The organism is Actinomycetota bacterium (assembly GCA_019347675.1).
Lineage (GTDB): Bacteria > Actinomycetota > Nitriliruptoria > Nitriliruptorales > JAHWKO01 > JAHWKW01.
This window is the reverse complement of the sequence record JAHWKW010000023.1, coordinates 24,431-44,440: the sequence shown is the minus strand read 5'-3', so window position 1 is coordinate 44,440 and position 20,010 is coordinate 24,431. Positions and strand designations below refer to the sequence as shown.

21 protein-coding genes and 1 pseudogene are annotated in these 20,010 nt (G+C 70.7%); 8 read left to right on the top strand and 14 right to left on the bottom strand.

What is annotated here, in order from left to right; translation table 11 throughout:
- A partial coding sequence (locus KY462_14185) for a hypothetical protein (GenBank protein ID MBW3578858.1) occupies positions 1 to 299 on the bottom strand: 299 nt, incomplete at its 3' end.
- A 156-nt stretch (positions 300 to 455) separates the two neighbouring features.
- Positions 456 to 1,580 (bottom strand): beta-hexosaminidase, encoded by a 1,125-nt coding sequence (locus KY462_14180; protein ID MBW3578857.1) that lies wholly within the window; start codon positions 1,578 to 1,580, stop codon positions 456 to 458.
- A gap of 175 nt (positions 1,581 to 1,755) precedes the next feature.
- Here KY462_14180 and KY462_14175 point away from each other — a divergent pair, with 175 nt between their 5' ends.
- Together KY462_14175 and KY462_14170 are read left to right on the top strand one after the other, a co-directional pair.
- Positions 1,756 to 1,941 carry a hypothetical protein gene (locus KY462_14175; GenBank protein ID MBW3578856.1) on the top strand — a complete coding sequence of 62 codons (186 nt, stop codon included), beginning with the start codon at positions 1,756 to 1,758 and terminating at the stop codon, positions 1,939 to 1,941.
- 89 nt (positions 1,942 to 2,030) lie between these two features.
- Positions 2,031 to 2,774, top strand: coding sequence for a class I SAM-dependent methyltransferase (locus KY462_14170; GenBank protein ID MBW3578855.1), 744 nt, complete (start codon positions 2,031 to 2,033; stop codon positions 2,772 to 2,774).
- A 63-nt stretch (positions 2,775 to 2,837) separates the two neighbouring features.
- On the opposite strand, the gene KY462_14165 is transcribed toward KY462_14170, so the two are convergent.
- Together KY462_14165 and KY462_14160 are read right to left on the bottom strand one after the other, a co-directional pair.
- A complete protein-coding gene (locus KY462_14165) occupies positions 2,838 to 5,153 on the bottom strand; it encodes a hypothetical protein (GenBank protein MBW3578854.1) in 2,316 nt (771 codons plus the stop codon).
- Positions 5,154 to 6,071: 918 nt separating this feature from the next.
- Positions 6,072 to 7,247, bottom strand: a pseudogene (locus tag KY462_14160) (vitamin B12-dependent ribonucleotide reductase).
- Positions 7,248 to 7,634: 387 nt separating this feature from the next.
- Between KY462_14160 and KY462_14155 the strand changes: the two are divergent.
- Positions 7,635 to 8,510, top strand: coding sequence for a GNAT family N-acetyltransferase (locus tag KY462_14155; GenBank protein ID MBW3578853.1), 876 nt, complete (start codon positions 7,635 to 7,637; stop codon positions 8,508 to 8,510).
- 90 nt (positions 8,511 to 8,600) lie between these two features.
- Positions 8,601 to 9,116, top strand: coding sequence for a transcriptional regulator NrdR (gene nrdR, locus KY462_14150; protein ID MBW3578852.1), 516 nt, complete (start codon positions 8,601 to 8,603; stop codon positions 9,114 to 9,116).
- Here the strand turns inward: nrdR and KY462_14145 are convergent.
- Positions 9,102 to 9,476, bottom strand: coding sequence for a hypothetical protein (locus KY462_14145; protein ID MBW3578851.1), 375 nt, complete (start codon positions 9,474 to 9,476; stop codon positions 9,102 to 9,104). The two genes, nrdR and KY462_14145, sit on opposite strands and share 15 nt — an antisense overlap.
- A 265-nt stretch (positions 9,477 to 9,741) precedes the next feature.
- Here KY462_14145 and lexA point away from each other — a divergent pair, with 265 nt between their 5' ends.
- The gene (lexA, locus tag KY462_14140; protein MBW3578850.1) at positions 9,742 to 10,380 is read left to right on the top strand and encodes a transcriptional repressor LexA; all 639 of its coding nucleotides are present in this window, start codon (positions 9,742 to 9,744) and stop codon (positions 10,378 to 10,380) included.
- Positions 10,381 to 10,506: 126 nt separating this feature from the next.
- Here the strand turns inward: lexA and KY462_14135 are convergent, their stop codons facing one another.
- The 9 genes from KY462_14135 to KY462_14095 form a co-directional block, all read right to left on the bottom strand.
- A complete protein-coding gene (locus KY462_14135) occupies positions 10,507 to 10,893 on the bottom strand; it encodes a PIN domain-containing protein (protein MBW3578849.1) in 387 nt (128 codons plus the stop codon).
- Between the two features lie 3 nt (positions 10,894 to 10,896).
- A complete protein-coding gene (locus KY462_14130) occupies positions 10,897 to 11,136 on the bottom strand; it encodes a ribbon-helix-helix domain-containing protein (GenBank protein MBW3578848.1) in 240 nt (79 codons plus the stop codon).
- Positions 11,137 to 11,186: 50 nt separating this feature from the next.
- Positions 11,187 to 11,972 carry a hypothetical protein gene (locus KY462_14125; GenBank protein ID MBW3578847.1) on the bottom strand — a complete coding sequence of 262 codons (786 nt, stop codon included), beginning with the start codon at positions 11,970 to 11,972 and terminating at the stop codon, positions 11,187 to 11,189.
- Between the two features lie 17 nt (positions 11,973 to 11,989).
- The gene (gene hflX, locus KY462_14120; protein ID MBW3578846.1) at positions 11,990 to 13,426 is read right to left on the bottom strand and encodes a GTPase HflX; all 1,437 of its coding nucleotides are present in this window, start codon (positions 13,424 to 13,426) and stop codon (positions 11,990 to 11,992) included.
- Complete coding sequence (gene dapF / locus KY462_14115) at positions 13,423 to 14,301, bottom strand: diaminopimelate epimerase (GenBank protein ID MBW3578845.1); 879 nt, start codon at positions 14,299 to 14,301, stop codon at positions 13,423 to 13,425. Before dapF ends, hflX begins: the two co-directional genes overlap by 4 nt.
- 38 nt (positions 14,302 to 14,339) lie before the next feature.
- Entirely contained in the window at positions 14,340 to 15,245 is a 906-nt protein-coding gene (gene miaA, locus KY462_14110) for a tRNA (adenosine(37)-N6)-dimethylallyltransferase MiaA (GenBank protein ID MBW3578844.1), read from the bottom strand.
- Positions 15,245 to 16,093 carry a hypothetical protein gene (locus tag KY462_14105; protein ID MBW3578843.1) on the bottom strand — a complete coding sequence of 283 codons (849 nt, stop codon included), beginning with the start codon at positions 16,091 to 16,093 and terminating at the stop codon, positions 15,245 to 15,247. The genes miaA and KY462_14105 overlap by 1 nt, the downstream gene beginning before the upstream one ends.
- Before the next feature lies 1 nt (position 16,094).
- Positions 16,095 to 17,531 (bottom strand): tRNA (N6-isopentenyl adenosine(37)-C2)-methylthiotransferase MiaB, encoded by a 1,437-nt coding sequence (miaB, locus tag KY462_14100; GenBank protein ID MBW3578842.1) that lies wholly within the window; start codon positions 17,529 to 17,531, stop codon positions 16,095 to 16,097.
- A gap of 135 nt (positions 17,532 to 17,666) precedes the next feature.
- A complete protein-coding gene (locus tag KY462_14095) occupies positions 17,667 to 17,963 on the bottom strand; it encodes a hypothetical protein (GenBank protein ID MBW3578841.1) in 297 nt (98 codons plus the stop codon).
- 155 nt (positions 17,964 to 18,118) lie between these two features.
- Here KY462_14095 and KY462_14090 point away from each other — a divergent pair, with 155 nt between their 5' ends.
- The 3 genes from KY462_14090 to KY462_14080 all read left to right on the top strand — a co-directional run bounded on the left by KY462_14090 (position 18,119) and on the right by KY462_14080 (position 19,948).
- Positions 18,119 to 19,033, top strand: a complete 915-nt coding sequence (locus KY462_14090) for a hypothetical protein (GenBank protein ID MBW3578840.1) — start codon at positions 18,119 to 18,121, stop codon at positions 19,031 to 19,033.
- A gap of 1 nt (position 19,034) precedes the next feature.
- Positions 19,035 to 19,394, top strand: coding sequence for a hypothetical protein (locus tag KY462_14085; protein ID MBW3578839.1), 360 nt, complete (start codon positions 19,035 to 19,037; stop codon positions 19,392 to 19,394).
- A gap of 89 nt (positions 19,395 to 19,483) precedes the next feature.
- Positions 19,484 to 19,948 carry a DUF4399 domain-containing protein gene (locus KY462_14080; GenBank protein MBW3578838.1) on the top strand — a complete coding sequence of 155 codons (465 nt, stop codon included), beginning with the start codon at positions 19,484 to 19,486 and terminating at the stop codon, positions 19,946 to 19,948.
- The last annotated feature ends 62 nt before the right edge of the window (positions 19,949 to 20,010 follow it).

Sequence of the window (20,010 nt, the reverse complement as noted above, 5' to 3'; positions counted from 1 at the left end):
TTGAGGTGGTCGGCCAGGTCGCGGCGGACCTGCCGGCCGGCGCGCTCACCGGCGCGCACATCGTGGGGGTCGGTCTCGGCGGCGCGGCGGGCGGCGCGCTCCGACAACGCTGCGGCCAGCCGGCACGCGCGCGCTTCCAGACGGCGGCGGGCGACCTCGACCGCCTCGAGCTCGGCGCGGATCTCGTCGTCGCCCAACTCGTCGATACGGGCGGCGACCACCCCGTCGACCGCGCTGGCCAACCCCTCCAGACGTTCCGCGTCGAACACGGTCGGCGCCTGCACCACCGCCGCCGACACCGCCACTCCTCCCGTGGACCGAACTGACGTTCGACCCCATCATACGAAGTGGTGTGACGCCACAGCCACCCAGACCCGACCCCGGTGTGGACAAGAGGACGGCCGCTACGCCCTCCGCGGCCGGGCGTCCGCACCCTGGCCGCCGATGCAGGATCCTCAGCGTCCGGAGGGCAGCAGCCCGAGCTGTGCCTTGAGTCGCAGAACCCGCCTGGTCGCGTCGGCGATCGTCTCCTGTGAGAGCCGGCCGGATCTCACGGCGCCCACGATGGCGCGCACAGCCGTGGCGGCGTCCGCGGGCATCAGCAGCACGTCGCAGCCCGCCTCCAGCGCCGCAACCACGATCTCGCCATCATCACGTCCGTTCCGCACCCCGCCCATCCACAGCGAGTCGGTCACCACCACGCCGTCGAAGCCCATCTGTTGGCGCAGCAGGCCGCCGACGATCCGCGGTGAGAGGGTGGCTGGCGTCCCTGCCGCGTCGAGTGCCGGAGCGCTCAGGTGGGCGGTCATGACCGCGTCGACGCCAGCGCGCACGGCGGCGACGAACGGCGGCAGGTGAACGTCAGACCACACCTGTCGGCGAGCGTTCACCACCGGCGTGCGCTCGTGGCTATCGACGTCCGCGCCGCCGTGGCCCGGGAAGTGCTTGGCCGTCGCGGCGATCCCCGCGTCGTGGTAACCGGCGATCTGCGCCTGCACCAGGTCGGACGCGGCCTTGGGGTCGGCGGACAACGCCCGGTCGCCGATGACCGGGTTACCTGGCTTGGTGTTGACGTCCGCGACGGGTGCGAGGTTGAGGTTGATGCCCACCGCAGCCAGTTCGTGCCCGGCGGCGACCGCCGCGCGCCTGGCCACGCCCAGGTCCCCGGCTGCACCCAGCTCGGCGCCGCCGATCGGGTGCGAACCGGGCAGGCGGGTGACGGGACCGCCCTCGTGATCGGTCGCGACCAGCAGACCGATACCGACCGACGAGCAGGCCGCTTGCTGCAGGCCAGCCGTGAGGCGGGTGATCTGGTCGCGTCGACGCAGGTTGCCGGTCGGCACGTCGAACGCCTGTGGATCGCTGCGGTTGTGACGGACGAAGACCACCCCGCCGGGGCGGACGGCAGAGATCACGCTGGCAGGCGTCGCGGCGCCGTACAAGCGTCGGTTGGAAGCTGCCTCCTGCTGAGTGACCTGGTGGGGTCGCGAACCGTAGAGGTGGACGACGAGGAGCTGGCGGATCTGCGCCTCGAGATCGAGTCGTTCCAACACGCTTACGGCGTGCGCGTCCGTCGTCATGTGCCTGTCATGGGTCTCAAGCCTCGGAGCGATGATCCACGGTTCGTGTGTCCTCGGCCACGGCTACGTGGTCGGTTCCGCTATTCCCGCCGGCGCCAGCCAGCGGGCGTGGCGCGACCGCTACGCTCGCTCGCCGTGGTGACCCGGGAGCGGACCAGTCAGCCCGATCGTTGCCGTGCCTGACGACCGCCAGGGCGGCAGTTGCCAGCTCGTCGGATGGCTGCTGTTCCTCGCGGGCGTGGTGCTGTTCCTCATGGCTGGGATCCGCGACGGCGACCTGCTGACGACCGTCGGGAGTGTGTTGTTCCTGGCCGGCGTGATCGCGTTCCTGGTGCCGTCCCTGTCGGACCGCGACGAGTGATCCTGGTTCGGCCGCGACGAGTGACGCTGGTCCGGTCGGCACCAGGGGCGCATCAGCAGTCAAGCCGCTGACACCCGGAAGGTTGCCCCCTGAGCTGGAGCGCGGATGCCGACACCTACCAACAGCACGCCGCGTTCGTGGCCGAGCTGGCTGCTGCCCTCGTCGAAGTCTTGGATCCCCGCCCCGGTGAGCGCATCCTCGACCTGGGGTGTGGTGATGGGCGGTTGTCGGTCGCGATCGCCCAACGGGGAGCCGAGGTCGTGGCGGTCGACAGCTCACCGGACATGGTTCAGGCCGCGCGGACCCGTGGCATCGAGGCGTACCACGTGGACGGGCAGCAACTCGGCGACACGCTGGGGTCCTTCGATGCCGTGTTCTCCAACGCCGCGTTGCACTGGATGCCCGACGCCGACGCGGTCATCGCGGGGGTGGCCGGTGTCTTGGTGGAAGATGGCCGCTTCGTCGCCGAGTTCGGTGGCCGCGGCAACGTCGCCGCGATCCGGGTCGCGGCCCGAGCGGCACTCGACGCGCAGGCGGTGGACCGGCCGCTGCCGGCCTGGTTCTTCCCGTCAGCCGATGCCTACCGGCAGCGCCTCGAGCGCCACGGGTTCACGGTGTCGCGGTGTGAGCTTCACCCGCGCCCGACGTTTCTTGAGAGCGGCATCCGCTCATGGCTGACCACGTTCCTCGGCGACACGTTCCGTGCGATGGACGACGAGGTGGCCGCGGCGGTCCTCGCACGGGCCGAGGCGCTGCTTGAGCCAGTGCTCCGCGACGAGGACGGCCACTGGTGGGCCGATTACGTGCGGGTGGTCGTGCACGCCACCCGATGAGTGGCGGAGCGTCTCGGCCCGGGTTCGTCGCGGTCGAGCATGGTCCAGCCTGGGCCATGCTGCTCACGAGCAGCCACTCGTCGCCCCGCACTGCTCGCACAGGTGGCAGCTGCCCGCCCGCACCATCGGCGTCCCGCACGAGTAGCACAGCGGGGCGTCGGCGTCGTACGTCGCCGGCGAGTCGGCAGCCGGCACTGCGGGGAGCGCCTCGGCACGCGTCGTCGGTGCGACGGGCGTTGCCGCGGAAGCGTCGGTCGACCCGCCGCCGTACTGGGCGTCGAGGGCGGTGGTGCGTTCGTCGGTGGTGTAGATCCCGAGGTCGGCGCGCCTGTCGGCGGGGAGGTACTCGATCGCCAGCTTGCGGGCGAGGTAGTCGATGATCGACGTCGCGAAGCGGATCTCCTCGTCGTCGGTCATCCCGGCCGGCTCGAAGCGCATGTTCATGAACTTCTGCACGTACACGTCGAGCGGCACGCCGTACTGCAGACCGAGGCTGACGCTGATCGCGAACGCGTCCATCACCCCCGACAGGGTCGAACCCTGCTTGCCGAGCTTGACGAAGATCTCCCCGATCCCGTCACCGGGGTACTCCCCAGCGGTGAGGTAGCCCTCCGCGTCGGCCACCCGGAACGAGATCGTCTGGCTGGGCCGCTGCTTGGGCAGCTTCCGGCGGACCATCCGGTCGCGGGTGTCGATGGCGGGGGACGCCACCGGCGATCCCGCCTCGTCGGTCTTGGTGACCGACAGGGGCTGTGCGACCTTGCAGTTGTCGCGGTAGATCGCGATCGCCTTGATGCCCAGCTGCCACGCGTCGTAGAACAGCTGCTCGACGTCCTCGACGGTGGCCGATTCGGGCATGTTCACAGTTTTGCTTATGGCACCCGAGATGAACGGCTGTGCCGCCGCCATCATCTTCACGTGCCCCATGTAGTGGATGGCGTTGTCACCCATCGCGCACTGGAAGACGGGCATGTGCTCGTCTCGGAGCGCCGGGGCGCCGTCGATCGTGTTGTGCTCGTCGATGTGGGCGACGATCGCCTCGATCTGCTCGTCGTTGTACCCGAGCTGGTGCAGGGCCTGGGGCACGGTGCGGTTCACGATCGACATCGATCCGCCACCGACCAGCTTCTTGGTCTTGACCAGCCCGAGGTCGGGCTCGATGCCGGTCGTGTCGCAGTCCATCACCAAGCCGATGGTGTTGTGACTGACGAACCCGTTGGCGACGTAGGTGACGTTGTCGGGGACGGACAGGTCGTAGGTGAGCTCGTCGTGGCCGAGCTCCGCACTCACCACCGTGTCCAGCAGCCACCGGGCCGGCGGAACCGGTTCCACGTCGGCGCCGCCGTGGCCGGTGGCGTCGGCGCCGACCAGGTCGACCTCGTCATCCTGCGCCGGGACGTGCCGATCCACGTCCAGCACAGCGACCGTCGCTCCGGTCGCGTCGTGGTGCACCCGGCGGGTCGAGGGGGTGCCGAGTGCCAGCAACAACGTCTGCACCTCATCGCAGAACTCCTCGGACGTCGTGGACCACGGCATGCCGGCGGCGTGCCCGCTCGAGCCGGCGTGGAACAGGCCACGCAGGAACGCCGAGTACACCTTCCGGTCGTTGCTGTGCAGCACCGCGTCGGGGACCTGCGTGACACGGGCTCCCTTGGGCGATCGCTTCCCAGCGAAACCGCACGCGTCCCACCACGCCGCGAGCCGGTCAGAGGCGAGCACCACGTCGACGCGGTCAGCGCGCTGCGACACCTGCGGCTCGACGTCGAACAGCTCCTTGGCGGCCAGACGCACGTCTTCGACCCGGTCGAAGTCATCGGCGGGCACGTGCACGCGGACGCTGCCGTCGCGCACCGAACCGCCGCCGAGGACGCAGCCCACCAGCCACGCCAACTGCGAGGTCAGCTGCCGCGGGGGGACCACGTCACCGTCGGGCAGCGGCGGGAGCGCGACTCTCCGGGGCTCGTCGATCAGCTGGCCGAGCGCGAGCGGGACGCGGTCGCCCGGCTGCAGCTCGTCGAACCGCCGCCACACCCACTCCCCGGTGTCGGTGACGACCTTCACGCGGTGGCGGGGGGTGCCACGCAGCCGGTACCCACGTGTCGTCGAGACGGTCACGACCGACTCCGAACCGTTCACGTAGAAGCGGGTCGCGTCACGCGGGCCCTCGTCGGTGGCCACCTGGACTCCCAGGCCCTGCCACCGCTCACCGGCCGGGTCCCCCAACGACTCCAGGCGCACCAGCCCATGCTCGGTCGGCACCAGCGTGCCACCGACCAGACATCCGGTCGGTGCCAGGACCGTCGCCTGCGAGTTGCGGAAACCGTGCTCCGCGCCGACTGCGTACGCTTCCTTCCAGGCGCGCTTGGCCGCACCGAGCAGGTCGCCGGGGAGCGGGCGGGGATCGATCTTCTCGGCCTGGTCGCCGTGCATCTCGATCACGCGCAGCATGGCGTCGGCGTTGCGGGGGTAGCCGGAGAACGGCCCGGTCACCTTCGCGATCTCCGCCGACGTGCGGTAGGCGTGGCCCGTCATCAGCGCGGTGAGCGCCCCACACCACGCCCGGCCCTCGTCGCTGTCGTACGGCAGGCCCAGCGACATCAGCAGTCCGCCGAGGTTCGCGTACCCCAGCCCCAGCTCGCGGAACGCCAGGGCGTTGTCGCGGATCTTGTCGGTCGGGTACGAACTGTTCCCAACGATGATCTCCTGGGCGGTGATCGTCAGTTCGATCGCGCGCGTGTACGCCTCGACGTTGAAGCGGTCGGCCTCGTAGTCGTAGAACTTCTTGAGGTTCAGCGAGGCCAGGTTGCAGGCCGAGTTGTCCAGGTGCATGTACTCGCTGTTGTGCGCGATGACGGAGTGATCGCTGAACGCCCCGTCGTCCGTCACGGCGAAGTTGTGCGTCCCCTCGACCTCCATGTCGAACACCATCACCGGCTCGGGCAGAACGATCCGGAAGACCTGCGACACGTGGTCGATCCGGTCACCGTCCGGCCCGACGGCGCGGAGCGCCATCCCGGGGTCGAGCAGTTGCGCCTCCACGTACCGGCCATCGGCGAGCAGGAAGCGGTGCTCCGGCGTGCACCGCAGGTTGACGCCACCGACCGTGACGACCTCGACGACGTTGCGCACCTCTCCGGCGACCCACACGTTCGTCGCCCGCCGCCACACGTGCTGGCCCGACGCCAGGTCGTAGGCGCGGACATGCGGCAGCTGCTGACCGGCCCGTGCGCGCTTGTCGAGCACGTCGAACCTCAGCAGCCCTTCGGATGTCTCGACCTGGGTCTCCGCGACGAAGCAGCACGGGTTGCTCGCGTTGATCCGCCCCGACTCCGGGCAGGTGTGCCAACGGTTGATGGTCGTGTCGTACTGCATGCCCGGGTCGGCGCACTCCCACGTGGCTTGCGCGATCTGGCTCATGACGTCCCGCGCCTTCTTCCGCTCGATCACGTCGCCGGACGTCACCGCGCGCAGTTCGTACTCCTCGTCGTTCTCCCACGCGCGCATGAACTCGTCGGTGACCCGGACCGAGTTGTTCGCGTTCTGGTACTGGATCGAGGCGTAGTCGGGGCTGTCGAGGTCCATGTCGATCCCCGCCTCGCGCAGGACGCGGATCTTGCGCTCCTCCCGCGCCTTGCACCAGATGAACTCCTCGACGTCGGGATGGTCGACGTTGAGGATGACCATCTTCGCCGCACGACGGGTCTTGCCTCCGCTGCGGATCGTCCCGGCCGATGCGTCGGCGCCGCGCATGAACGACACGGGACCCGACGGCTCCCCGCCGCCAGAGAGCTGCTCCTTGGACGAACGGATCGTGGAGAGGTTGACGCCCGATCCCGAGCCGCCCTTGAAGATCAGCCCCTCCTCGACGTACCAGTTCAGGATGGAGCTCATCGTGTCCTCGACGGCGAGGATGAAGCACGCCGAGCACTGTGGCTCCTTCTCGACGCCGACGTTGAACCAGACCGGCGAGTTGAAGGCCATCTTCTGGTTGACCAGCAGGTGCTTGAGTTCGTGGTCGAAGGCCTCAGCGGACTCCTCGTCAGCGAAGTAGCCGTCCTTGCTCCCCCAGGCGGTGATGGTGTCGGCGACCCGGTCGATCATCTGCTTGACCGAGCGCTCGCGCGCTGGGGTGCCCAGCTGCCCGCGGAAGTACTTCTGCGCCACGATGGTGGTGGCGTTCAGCGACCACGACGCCGGGAACTCCACGCCCCGCTGCTCGAAGGAGGTGGACCCGTCACGCCAGTTGGTGATCACCGCATCGCGCAGCTCCCACTCCACCTCGTCGTAGGGGTGGACGCCGTCCCGCGTGAAGAACCGGCCGACCTTCAACCCGCGGGCGCCATCTTCGGAGACCGTGGCGTGCAGCGGCTCACCGTCGCCGGTTGCCTGCGGGGGCGTGGTGAGGTCGGCCTGCGCAACCGTGGTGATGTCGATCGCGGCCTCGTCGCGGCCGTTGTTCCTGGCCTGCGCCATGGAGTCCCTCCGGGTTGTCGAGTGCGGCGGTGGAGTTACGACGCTGTGATTAGAGAGGGCAGCTGGGTCAGTGTCAACGATGCGCCGCGGCCGGCCAACCACCACCGGTTGGGTCCTTCCACATGTGTGACCACGACATGTTGTGTTTCCACCGCGAAGCCACCGACGCTGCACACGGTTATCCACAGGCTACCCACGCGTTCCTCACAGCTCGTCCACGTGCTTGCTGTTTGCGAGCAGTGCGCCGCCCGCACAACGGTTCCGTTCAGCGCACCACAGTGGGCATGCTCCCACGGGGGCGTGACTGCAGCCCCACCGACCATGGCGGGCCAGGCGCGGCGTCCCCACTACGCTTGTGACAACCGCCGGCCGGCTGGAGGTCCCCTCATGCCAGACGACCGTCCCGAGGTCCACCTGCGCGTGCTGACACCCGAGGACGCTCCGTGGATGGTGCAGCTCGACGACCAGGGCTACGAAGGCATGGCCCGGCGTTTCGCCTGGAACGAGGAGAAGCTCGCTGCCGAGCTCGCCTCGGGGATCTGGGCGTGCGAGGAGCAGGTCGGCTGGGCGGTGCTCGTCGACGGTGAGCCGGCCGGCTTCGCGTTCGCCGGCAACCTCACTGGCGGGGAGGGGGTGCTCGACATCCGGTTGAGCGAGGCCGTCCGCGGACAGGGTGTGGGCCGTGAGGCCCTGCGCCAGCTCGCCGATCACCACTTCGCCGACCACCCCGACCTGCTCCGCCTCGAGGGCCGCACCCACGAGCACAACGTCCCGATGCAGCGCGCCTTCACCGCTGCCGGGTTCCTGATGGAGGCCCGCTACCGCGACTCGTTCGAGCAGCCCGACGGCACGCTGGCGTCCGAGTGGGGCTACGCGATCACCCACAGTGACTGGAAGGCCGGCCGCCACCGCGCCGACGACAACGGGTACAACGTGCACGGCTTGGCGTTCTCCCTCGACAACATGCCCGATGAGGGGGCCCACATGCCCAAGGGCTCGTTGGCCAAGTTCCTCCAGGAGGGTCGCCGGGTGCTGGCCAGGTACGGCGGCGGCAAGGTCAGCGACGGTGAGGCCGCGGGGATCATCCACGGTGACACGATCCGCTACCGCTTCATCCACCGCTACCAGGAGCACGAGATCATCACGGGCTTCGGTCACGGCCGGTTGCAGCGGCGCGGCGACGGCCGCCTGGAACTGATCGACGAGTTCGAACGCGACAAGGATGGTGCGCGCGGTCTGCACGTGTGGGTCGAACGCCGCTGACGCCCCGACGACGTGTCGGGCCTCCTCGTCGCCGGCGCGGGCCGCGGGTAGCGTCCTGGCGGCATCGGGGTCGCGGAGGTGGACTGGGCGATGCGTTGCCCGACGTGCGGCCAGGACGACGACCGGGTCGTCGATTCCCGTCCGGCCGATGACGGTTCGTCGATCCGCCGTCGCCGGGAGTGTCAACCGTGCGGCGCACGCTACACCACGTTCGAGCGCTTGGAGCTGCCGCAGTTGCTCGTCCAGAAGACCTCCGGCCAGCTGCAGCCCTTCGACCGCACCAAGGTCCGCGAAGGCATGGCTCGGGCCGCCAAGGGCCGGGTCTCCACCGAGGCGCTGGACCGGGCGGTGGCTGACGTCGAGGTGGCCGTCCGTCAGGTCGGCGCTCGGCAGGTGACCAGCGAACAGGTGGGGCTGCAGGTCCTGGCACGCCTGCGTGAGCTCGACGACGTGTCCTACGTGCGGTTCGCGTCCGTCTACAAGGACTTCCAGGGCCCCGAGGACTTCGAGAAGGAACTGAAGTCGCTCCAGAAGGACGCGACGGTCGCCCTGACCCCAACGACACCTGCGACGTCGCCACGCCCGACCGGGTCACTCGGCCGGTAGGAGCACCACCGTCCACGGCGCGACCTCCCCCGGCGCGAGCAGGTTGACGGCACGGAGCCGTTGCAGGTACCCGCGGGGGTCGCTGCCCGCAGGCGCATGCGTCAACGCGACATCCCACAGGGTCTGGCCGGGACCGACCGTGGCGGTCCCGGCGACCAACGGCCGCTCAGCGTCTGCGACAGCCGCGACACGGGTCCACGCCAGCGTCAGCAGCAGGCAGACGAGCATCGCGACCGCCACCGTCGCGCGCGTCCGCTCGGCATGGCGGCCTCCTTCGATCACCGTCAGCGCCGGCCGCCTGGCGACCTCACCCCTCGCGCGTGTCCGTCTGGGCTCGCTGGTCGTCGCCGCCTCGATCATCACCGACCTCCTGTCTGGTCTGCGTCGGGTGTACGTCATGGGTGTGACAGTCCCGACGCACGTTCGTTGCAGCTCGCCCACACGCCGGGCGCACCGCTTCCGAACGTGCGTTCGTCATGCTCGCCGAACGTGCGTTCGTTCGTCAAGGGCCGAACGGGTGTTTGCTTCCGGAGGCCTGGTGGGGATACGGTTGCCCGTCGAACGTTCGTTCGTCAACGCCAGGCCGCACGGTCGCGGCCGCCTGGTCAGGACGGAGAGGGGCCAGATGCGATCACGTGACGAGCTGACCGACCGCCAGCGGCGCATCCTGGAGGTGATCCACGACCACCTCGAAGCGCGCGGCTACCCCCCGTCGGTCCGCGAGATCGGGAACGCCGTGGGACTGTCGTCCCCATCGTCGGTGCACGCCCAACTCGCGCAGCTGGAGACCAAGGGGTACCTGCGGCGCGACCCCACCAAGCCACGCGCCCTCGAGGTCCGCGTCGACGTGGACACCGACCTGGGGCTGCGCCCCGCCGTCACGCGCAACGTCCCACTGGTGGGTGAAATCGCGGCCGGCGCGCCGGTCGTGGCTGAGGAGCGGGTCGAGGCGCTGTTGCCCCTGCCGCGTGAGCTCGTCGGCGAGGGTGAGCTGTTCATGCTGCGTGTGCGTGGTGAGTCGATGATCGAGGCGGGCATCCTCCCCGGTGACCTGGTGGTCGTCCGAAAGCAGCCAGCCGTCGAACAGGGCGAGATGTGCGCTGCCCTGATCGATGGTGAGGCCACCGTGAAGTTCTTCCGCCGCTCCCGGTCCGGTGAGGTGACCCTCGACCCGGCGAACCCCGTGTACGAGCCGATCCCGCTGAGCAGTGACCAGGACGTGGCGATCCTGGGTCGGGTCGTCACCGTCCTGCGCAGCGTCTAGCTCGCTCTGTCACGGACGTCCCTGACGGCGAGGGAGCAGCCAACCCGCCAGACGCTCCCAGCGATGTCTTCGTGACCGAGCCTCCTGCGCCGCCCTCCCGGGCTGCGGCCGCCGACGGAAGCACGTTCACTCCCCGACCGGCCAGTGCTCGACCACGACCTCCTCCATCGGGAAGTGGCTCGGGTTCCCGGTGGCGAGCGTCGCGCCCGCCCGCACGGCGGCAGCCGCGATGAGGCAGTCCGCCTGGTGCAGCGTGACGCCACGTTCGGCGAACGTGCGCCGCCAACGGCCGGCGACCTCCCCTTCGCGGGAGCCGAGCGCCACGGTCCGCAGGCCGCGGAACAGTGATGCCACGATCCCCTCCTCCTCCGGCCTCACCCCTCGCCACACCTCTTCGATGTTGATCGCGCAAACCCACGGAACCTCGCCCGTGGCACGAAGCCGGCGAAGGCGGTCGCCCGCACGACGCCCACGGAGGGCGTCGATCAGCACCGTGGTGTCGAGCAGCAGCAACCCTCAACCGACTCGTCGGTCGTCGCTCACCCTCTGGGCGCGCACCCATGCGGCAGGATCCTCGTCCCACTCGTGGCCTGTCTCGGAGAGGCCGCCGAGCGCGTCTTCGATCGCGTCCCATCTGCGTTCGTCGTCGAGAGCCCGGCGGATCAGAGTGGCGATGAACGCGCTACGCCGGCCGCGCCCGACGCGCTGATCGAGCTCTTCGACGAGCTCGTCGTCTAGCGTGATGTGCACACGCATGGGCCTAGGATAGCACATCAATTGCCCGACCCGAGGCTCGCAGCTCACGTTCAGGGCATCCTGCGTCCGCTCGGCAGGCACCCACCGTGGGCGTGGCAGCTCGGTGAACGGCCCGGCGGCCAGAACCACACGCTCAGATCGTCCAACTCCCCTGGCGACGGTGGCGGCGCGACCCGACTGCGGAAGTCGACGTCTCCAAGCTGCCACAGCGCGAACACCTCAGCGAAGTCGCCGGCCCCCGTCGACAGATCGTCGCAGCCCGAGCATCCGTACCACGGGGTCGACTCAGGCGCCCCGCGGCGCTCCAGCCACGCGGCACGTCTGGCTGGAGAGCCGGCCGTGACGTCGACGGCGTGTCCGATCTCGTGGGCGAGGTCGAACGCGGTCTGGGCCACCGGATCGCCGCGACGCACGAACACCTCGATGCGGCGATCGACGCGATGGAACAGGGCGCGCAGCCCGGTCCGGGCGGGGCCGAACTCGATCGTGAACCCCGTGCTGCGCCACGGGTAGGTGATGCGTTGCAGCACCTGCTCGGCGCGGTCGGCGAGCCACGCGGGGCCGTGCACGCTCACCCGCGGTCGGTCGTCGCCTGCGTCGGCCGCTGGTGGGACGGGCGGGGCGACGCGGGGCTCGGGCGGCTCGGGAGGGGCGGTGAGGAGTGCGCTCCACGGTACGGGCCCGTCGAGGTTGTCGGTCGCCGCCGTGGGAGCCGCCAGGGTCGCGCCCGACCGCGTGCGCGCGTCGACGTGGGGCTCGACGGTCGGAGCCGCGCTCAGTACTGCCGCCATCGAACAGGCGGCCACCACCGTGGCTGCCGCCCGTGGGTGGCCCACGCTCGACGCTCCGTCGTTCACCCGAACGGGTCGGGATCGAGCAGGTCACGCATCGCACGTGCAACGTGCTCGTCGACGGTCGCGACCAGCTCGGTCCCCTCGCTCGAGTGCTCCTGCTTGTGGACCTCCCCGTACCGGTGCGCGAGGTTGACCAGCTCCGTGCGGTCGTAGGGCACCGTGACGGTCACCCGCAACCGCTCGTCCGGCAGGCGGAGCAGGACGCGTTCGACCAGCTCGTCGATGCCGTACCCGGTCCTGGCCGACACCTCGACCGGTTGCCCGTTGGCACGCGACAGGCTGCGGGACAGCGCCGCGAGGTCGACCGGATCGGCCAGGTCGGCCTTGTTCAGCACGAGTTGTTCGGGGACGCCGTCGGCTCCGATCTCGGCCAGGACGTCGCGGACGGCCGCGATCTGCGCCTCGGCTTCCGGATGGCTGGCATCCACCACGTGCAGCAGCAGGTCGGCGTGGGCCGATTCCTCCAGCGTGGACTTGAACGCCTCGACCAGCCCGTGCGGGAGCTTGCGGACGAACCCGACGGTGTCGGTCACGACGACCGAGCGTCCGTCGGGCAGGTCCAGCCGCCGCGCGGTGGTGTCCAGGGTGGCGAACAGGGCGTCGCGCACCAGTGCGGACGCGCCGGTCAGCTCGTTGAGCAGCGAGGACTTCCCGGCGTTGGTGTAGCCGACCAGCGCGACCGTGGGCACCCGGTTGCGGTCGCGCTCCTGGGTCTTGGTGCGTCGGATGCGCGCGAAGTCGGCGAGGTCCTCGCGGAGCTTGCGCATGCGCCGGTGGATGCGCCGGCGGTCGACCTCCAGCTGCGACTCGCCGGGTCCTCGTGTGCCGATGCGACCCTCCTGCCGCGACAGCGCCTGTCCCCAGCCGCGCAGACGTGGCAGCAGGTAGGTGAGCTGGGCGAGCTCGACCTGCGTCTTGCCTTCACGGCTCACCGCGTGCTGGGCGAAGATGTCGAGGATCACGATGGTGCGGTCGAGCACCTTCTGCTGGACGCCCTCCTCGAGGTTGCGCTGCTGGGCCGGTGTGAGCTCGTCGTCGAAGATCACCGCATCGGCGTGGCTGGCCTGCAGCAGCGCACGCAGTTCGGCGACCTTGCCCTTGCCGATGTAGGTGGCGGGGTCCGGCGTCGCCCTGCGCTGCACCAGGCGACCCACGACCTCCGCCCCGGCCGTGTCCGCCAGCGCCTCGAGCTCATCGAGGTTGGCCACGACCCGCTCGTCGGTCCGGTCGGCCAGCTGCACACCGACCAGGACGGCGCGCTCCACCGGCTGGAAGACGTCCATCCCCTCGCGGGGACGACCCTCCTCGAGGACGTCGCGCTGCCGGCGACGCAGCTCCGCTCGCGTGACCTCGCCGTCGTTCGATGCGCTCTTGCCGCCGTCGTGTGGCAGCGACGATCCACGGTGTTGCGACACCGTGCGCTCCCGGTCGGTCATCGGCGCCCCGCCACCTCGGCGAGCCAACGACCGTTCAACTCACCTTCCGCGACCTCCACCGCAGGGCCGCGCAGCAGCACTGCACGATCCTCGCCCGGGTCGTACCGGACCGTCAGCTCGCCGCCGGGCCACTCCTCGATCAGGTCGGTGCCCGCGAGGTCGAGCAGCTGCAGCGCCACCAGCGCTGCGCACGCACCCGTCCCGCAAGCGGCGGTCTCGCCCACGCCACGCTCCCACACCCGTATCCGCACCCGGCCGGCGGCGACCACCTCGACGAACTCGACGTTGGTCCGCTTCGGGAACCGCGGATGGGTCTCCAACGCCGGCCCCAGATCCGTCACGGGCGCAGCGCCCACGTCATCGACCACCACGACCGCGTGCGGGTTGCCCATGGACACCGCCGTCACACGGATCTCGTGCCCGTCGACGGACACGGGGACGTCCACCGCGCGATCACCGTCGACGTGGAACGGGATCTCGGCCGGGTCGAGCACCGGGTGGCCCATCGCGACCGTCACCGCGGTGACGGTCGCGTCGCGGCCGGTCTCCACCGACGCCGCGACCACCCCAGCCCGCGTGGCGATGTGCAGGGTGCGCGACGCGTCAGCGACCAGCCCGCGCTCGACGAGATGTTTGGCCACCACCCGCACGCCGTTCCCGCACGTATCGGCGACCGAACCGTCGGCGTTGCGGTAATCCATGAACGCGTCCGCGCCGTCGGGTGCAGCGACGATCCGCAACACCCCGTCGGCGCCGATGCCGCGACGCCGGTCACAGACCGCGCGGACCAGCGCCGGGTCCAACGTCAGCTCGTCGTTCCAGTCGGGGACGACGACGAAGTCGTTCCCGGCTCCGTGCGCCTTGACGAACCGCATACGAGCGAGGGTACCGGTGGGTGGGTGGTCCTCCCCGATCAAGACCACACCTGTAGGACCTGGTGCGGCGTCGACCAGCGCACGCGCGGGTCGCGACGGAACCACGCCAGCTGGCGTTTGGCGTAGCGCCAGCTCCGCGAGGCGATCGCGGTCGGGAGCTCGTCGGCGTCCAGCTCACCGTCCAGGACCGCCAACGCCTCGCGGTAGCCGATCGCCTGCGCCGCGGTGGCCGACAGCGGCTGCGGCAACGCGGCCAGGCGGCGGGCCTCGTCGAGGAGCCCGGCGGCGACCATGGCCTGGGCCCGCTGGTGGATGCGTCGGCGCAGCTCGACACGGCCGGGATCCAGACCGCGGACCTCCAGCCCCCGGTAGATCGACCGGTGTTGGTCCCACGCTCGTGAGAAGCGCGAGAAGGGTTCGCCGGTGAGTTCGATCACCTCGAGGGCGCGGACGGTGCGTCGCAGGTTGCCGGGATCGATCCTCGCCGCGGCGTCCGGATCGGCCGTGGCCAACGCTGCGTGCGCCGCGACGGGGTCGTGGCGGTGGGCGTCCTCGAGCCGCGCGCGCACGTCCGGGTCGGTGGGAGGGAAGCGCAGGTCGTCGACCACGGCGCGGAAGTACAGGCCCGACCCGCCCACGAGGAGGGCGACGTGACCGCGCTCGCCGACCGCGTCGACCGCGGCGCGGGCGGTCCGCTGGAACCGCGCGACCGACGCCTCCTGCCACGGGTCGAGCCGGTCGATCATGTGATGCGGGACCGCAGCGCGCTCGGCGCGGGACGGCTTGGCCGTGGCGATGTCCATGCCGCGGTAGAGCGTGAACGCGTCGGCCGCGACGATCTCGACCGGGTGGCCGCCGACGCCCCGCCGTCCGACCGTCAGCGCCACGTCGGTCTTCCCGCTGGCGGTCGGACCGACGAGCGCCAACACCCGTCGGTGATGCATCAGCCCCGCCGGTCCCCGGTTCGCCGGACGACCCCTTCACGCTGGGTGGCGGCGACCTCGTAGGGCTCCTGCTCTCCTCGACCCGCGCCGACGCAGAGGGCGACCAGCTCACCAACACCGCGCGGCGCTCCGTACCCGAGCAGCTGGGGTGTCAGCCTTCCGGCCGCGCACACGCCGTGGACGACGGCCAGCGGTGCCCACCCCAGTGCGCGGACGCGTTCTGCGGCGTCCGGGCCGAGTCCGGCCAGTCGGCGCAGGTCGCCGTCCTTGACCGCGGCGACGACCGCGGCGTCCCACTGCGACGCGCCCTCGATCGCGTGAGCGGGGCTGCGTTGGGACAGGCCGGCCGACAGGTCGCCGGCCGCGACGACCGCGGCGACGAGACCGGCTTCGCGGAACGCCTCGCCGATGCTGGCGCCGACGCTGACCAGGACCTCGAAGTCGGTGTTGGGTGGGACGTTGACGGGCAGGACCGTGGTGGTGCCGCGCACAGCGTGGAGCTGGAGCGCCAGAGCGGAGTGGCTGAGCGTGAGGGGATCGCCGCGGAACATCGGGTACTGCGTCAGACGTGACAGGTCGTCGACCGCGTCGGTGGCGACCGGAAGCTCCACCTCGGCGCCCTCGACGCCCAGCGGCGCCAGCGAGGCGATTGCCCGGTCGAAGATGCCGCGTGGCCCGGCCGCGACCAGGACCACCACATCGCTGTCCGGCAGGTCGGCCAGCGCTCGGTTGGCCAGGTGGCGCAGTTCGGCGACCTCACCGCGGATGTCCGCCGGCTGGTCAGGTGACGCGGCGGGGACCATCAGAGGCGCGCCGGGGATGACGGCCGCTCCGTCCAGCCCACGCACGTCAGGCCGGCACGAGTGGCAGCGTCGTGCCGGGGGCCTCGACCCGCTGGACCGTCCACCCTTCACCGGCGGCGATCGCGGCCTCGGTCGCCCGACCCGCGAACGTGCGGCACACGTCGATGGGGGGACCGGCGAGGACGTAGTTGGCCGCGGCCTCGACGACCGGGACGGTGGCCAGGTCCCCGGGGGCGTATCCCCCGCCCACCGGCAGGTGGACCAGGTGGTTGCCGCGGGTCCGCCCCGAGTAGCGCCGCGGGTCGGTCTTCGAAGGGGACTCGATCAGGACCTCGACGTCGCGACCGACCAGGTCGCGGTGGCGGCGCTCCGACCAGCCGCGTGTCACCGCCTGCAGCCGGGTGTACCGGTCGGCGACGACATCGGGGTCGACCTGGTCGGCCATGGTGGCTGCGTCGGTGCCGGGTCGGGGCGAGTACTGGAAGGTGAAGGCCTGATCGAAGCCGACCGTGTCGCACACCGCGAGGGTCTCGGCGAAGTCATCCTCGGTCTCGCCGGGGAACCCCACGATGATGTCGGTGGTGAGCGCACAGCCGGGCACGACCGTCCGCGCCCGCTCGACCAGGTCGAGGTAGCGACGCTGCCGGTACGACCGGCGCATCGCCTTCAGGACACGGTCGGAGCCCGACTGCAGTGGCAGGTGCAGGTGCTCGCAGACGTTTGGTACCTGGGCCATGGCGTCGAGCACGTCCGCGGTGAAGTCGCGCGGGTGGGGACTGGTGAACCGGACCCGCTCGAGGCCGTCGACCTCGCCGAGTTCGCGGAGCAGCTCGGCGAACATCGCCTTGCCGTACTGGTCACGGCCGTAGGAGTTGACGTTCTGGCCGAGCAGGCTGACCTCGATCACGCCGTCGGCGACCAGCAGCTGCACCTCGTGGAGGATCTCGCCGATGCGCCGTGAACGCTCCGGGCCGCGCAGAGCCGGGACGATGCAGAACGAACAGGTGTTGTTGCACCCGACACTGATCGAGACCCAGGCGTGGTGGCGCACCTGCCGCTTGCTGGGCAGCGCCGACGGGAACGTCTCGATCTGCTCGAGGATCTCCACCACCGGGAGCGACTGCCCGTCGGCCTGGGCCAGCAGCGCCGGCAGGTTGACGAGGTTGTGGGTGCCGTAGACGACGTCCACCCACGGGGCGCGCTCGGCGATCTCCCCGCGGTCCTTCTGAGCGAGGCAGCCCCCGACCACGATGGTGAGGTCGGGCCGGTCGTCCTTGAGCGGCTTGAGCCATCCCAGCGCCCCGTAGAGCTTGTTGTCGGCGTTCTCGCGGACGGCGCACGTGTTGAACAGCACCAGGTCGGCCGAGTCCTCGTCGGGTGCGGGGCGGTACCCGAGCGTCTCAAGCACGCCCGCCGCGCGCTGGGAGTCGTGCTCGTTCATCTGGCACCCGAAGGTGCGGATGAAGTACCGGCGAGTCGTCATGGAGGCCTTGCCATGGATGCCTTGCAACGTCCGCGAACGCGGCCGAGGGTACCAGCGGAGGTCCACACGGCCGGGGCGCAGCACGGCGACTCGTTCGCGACGGCGTTGCCCGTGCGGCATGGTCTGCGAGGGGCGTCAGACCCGCTCAGGTTGGTCGACGTCGGGGTCGTCGACCCGCATCGGGACGTCCTGCGCCGCGGCCTGGGTCTCGACCGCGGTCTCTCCCCGGCCTGCCGCCACGAGCAGGAAACCGATCATGCCGACGAAGGCGGCTGACATCGGGCTGCGCGGGACGAGCAGGAGGAACACGAAGAGGACGGCGAGGACGAGGTAGCCGAACGCGGCGCGGACCGGAGAGTGCCCGGCGAAGAGACCAGCGACGATGACGAGCCCGGGGACCCCGACGATCAGCCACGCCTGGAGGGTGCTCACGGGTCACGCTTCCGTTGGTCTGCGTGCCAAGGCTACGTCACGTGGGCATCCGGCCCGGTCGGCGAGGTCGCCGGTACGCAGGTCGAGGTGGGCGAGCAAGACTACGGTCCACTGGCACCCCCACGGTCACGCGAGCCGGAAGGACGACAACCGCCATGGCCGGCACGTTCGACACGGGCGACGATGGGGGCGAGGACCCCGTCGCGGCGGGCAGGGACCGCCTCGACCCAGGCGAACGAGCGGAGGTGCACCGGGCGCTGCGCCTCGCGCACCGGATCTGCGACGAGCTGCGTCCGGTCCTGGTAGAAGGCTTCTGCGCGGCCGGTGCGACCGTGAAGGACGATGGGTCGCTGATCACCGCCTCGGACCGGTTCGCCGACGACCGCATCACCCAGGTCGTCACCGAGCACTTGCCCGGGCACGAGATCATCTCCGAGGAGCGCTCGACCGTGTACAGCGGCGCTCCGTGGTCCTGGGTGGTGGACCCGGTCGACGGCACCACGAACTTCGCGCACGGCACGCCGGTGTGGTGTGTCTCGCTCGCGCTCGCCTTCCAGGGTGTACTGGTCCTGGCGGTGGTGGACGCACCGCCTCTGGACCGTCGCTACCACGCGGTGCGGGGCGAGGGCGCCTGGAGCGGTGCGACGCGGCTGGCGGTCAGAGATGCGGACTGGTCCGACCCTGCCCGGGCCAGCAACGCGCTGGTTGCCGCGTCGTCGGGCGTGGGCCGCGACTTCGCCGTCGACACGCCGCTGAAGAACCGGGCCCTGGGGTCGGAAGCGTTGCACCTGGCGTCGGTGGCGGACGGCTCGATGGCGGCGGCGGTGGTGGCTGCAGGCCGTGCGTGGGACGTGGCTGCCGGCTTGCTGCTGGTCGAGGAGGCGGGTGGGGCCCTGGTGGATATCGACGGCGGACCGACCTTCCCGCTCACCGCCGGGACCGACTATGCGTCACATCGCCACCGGTTCGTCGCGGCGGCCAGCGAGCGCACCGCGCGCCGCGTCCGCGACGGCGTGCGGCGCCTGTCGCTTCCGCCCACACGTCGCGGCGCGCCGCCCCACCCGAGGTGATATGCGAACCGTCTCTCTGATCGTGCTCCTGGCGCTCTGGGTCGCGGCGTGTGGCGGCGCAGCCGAGCCGACCGCCGACCTGGTCGGCACGCTGGGCGGCGACGCCCAGCTGGAAGGCGGGTGCGCGTGGCTGGATGTCGATGTGGGGCGGTCCACGGTGGAGGCCGACCGCGTGCAGCCGTCGTGGCCGCAGGGCTACCGGGTCGAGTTCGAGCCGGTGCGTCTGGTCGGCCCCGACGGGCAGGTCGTCGCGGAAGCCGGCGACCTCGTGATGGTCGACGGCGCGCTCCGCCCCGACGTCGTGACGGTGTGCATGGTCGGTCCGGTCTTCGACGCGACGCGGATCCACGGGGAGGATTGACGCACGGGGTGCATCCCCCCGGTGCGGTTCTGAAGCGACTATCCTCCCCGGTCCCTCGAAAGACGGTCGGTCGACAGACGGAGGTTGAGATGAAGCAGCGCAGGTGGTGGCGTCCGGTCGTCCTCGCGGGGGCGGTGCTGGTGGTCAGTGCGTGCGGGGGTGAGGACGAGCCGGGGCTTGAGCAGACGCCGGGCCCCGTGCCGACCGCCGCGACGGAGGCGACTGACGAGGTCAGTGTCTCGTTCGCCGACCCCGTGGACGGCGCCACGGTGACGAGCCCGGTGCGGGTGCAGATGCAGTCGACGGGGATCCTGATCGGGCCGGTCGCCGAAGCGCGGGAAGACACGGGACACTTCCACATCATGGTGGACGTGGGCTGCGTCACCCCAGGGCAGGAGATCCCCGAAGACGAGCAGCACCTGCACTTCGGTGACGGCGCGAGCACAACGGAGATCGAGCTCGAGCCTGGGGAACACACCCTGTGCCTCCAGGCGAGCACCAACGAGCACATCGCGTTCGACGCCACGGACGAGATCACCATCACCGTCCAGTAGCGGTCCCACCGCCTGTACCCCCACGGCGAGACGGTGGGGGTACAGGCCGCTGCGGGTACCGT

Bases quoted from the DNA above. Each gene is read 5' to 3' on its own strand.
- KY462_14180 (MBW3578857.1), bottom strand. From the start codon at position 1,580: ATGACGACGGACGCGCACGCCGTAAGCGTGTTGGAACGACTCGATCTC.
- KY462_14155 (MBW3578853.1), top strand. From the start codon at position 7,635: ATGCCAGACGACCGTCCCGAGGTCCACCTGCGCGTGCTGACACCCGAG.
- nrdR (MBW3578852.1), top strand. From the start codon at position 8,601: ATGCGTTGCCCGACGTGCGGCCAGGACGACGACCGGGTCGTCGATTCC.
- KY462_14145 (MBW3578851.1), bottom strand. From the start codon at position 9,476: ATGATCGAGGCGGCGACGACCAGCGAGCCCAGACGGACACGCGCGAGG.
- lexA (MBW3578850.1), top strand. From the start codon at position 9,742: ATGCGATCACGTGACGAGCTGACCGACCGCCAGCGGCGCATCCTGGAG.
- KY462_14130 (MBW3578848.1), bottom strand. From the start codon at position 11,136: ATGCGTGTGCACATCACGCTAGACGACGAGCTCGTCGAAGAGCTCGAT.
- hflX (MBW3578846.1), bottom strand. From the start codon at position 13,426: ATGACCGACCGGGAGCGCACGGTGTCGCAACACCGTGGATCGTCGCTG.
- dapF (MBW3578845.1), bottom strand. From the start codon at position 14,301: ATGCGGTTCGTCAAGGCGCACGGAGCCGGGAACGACTTCGTCGTCGTC.
- miaA (MBW3578844.1), bottom strand. From the start codon at position 15,245: ATGCATCACCGACGGGTGTTGGCGCTCGTCGGTCCGACCGCCAGCGGG.
- miaB (MBW3578842.1), bottom strand. From the start codon at position 17,531: ATGACGACTCGCCGGTACTTCATCCGCACCTTCGGGTGCCAGATGAAC.
- KY462_14090 (MBW3578840.1), top strand. From the start codon at position 18,119: ATGGCCGGCACGTTCGACACGGGCGACGATGGGGGCGAGGACCCCGTC.
- KY462_14085 (MBW3578839.1), top strand. From the start codon at position 19,035: ATGCGAACCGTCTCTCTGATCGTGCTCCTGGCGCTCTGGGTCGCGGCG.
- KY462_14080 (MBW3578838.1), top strand. From the start codon at position 19,484: ATGAAGCAGCGCAGGTGGTGGCGTCCGGTCGTCCTCGCGGGGGCGGTG.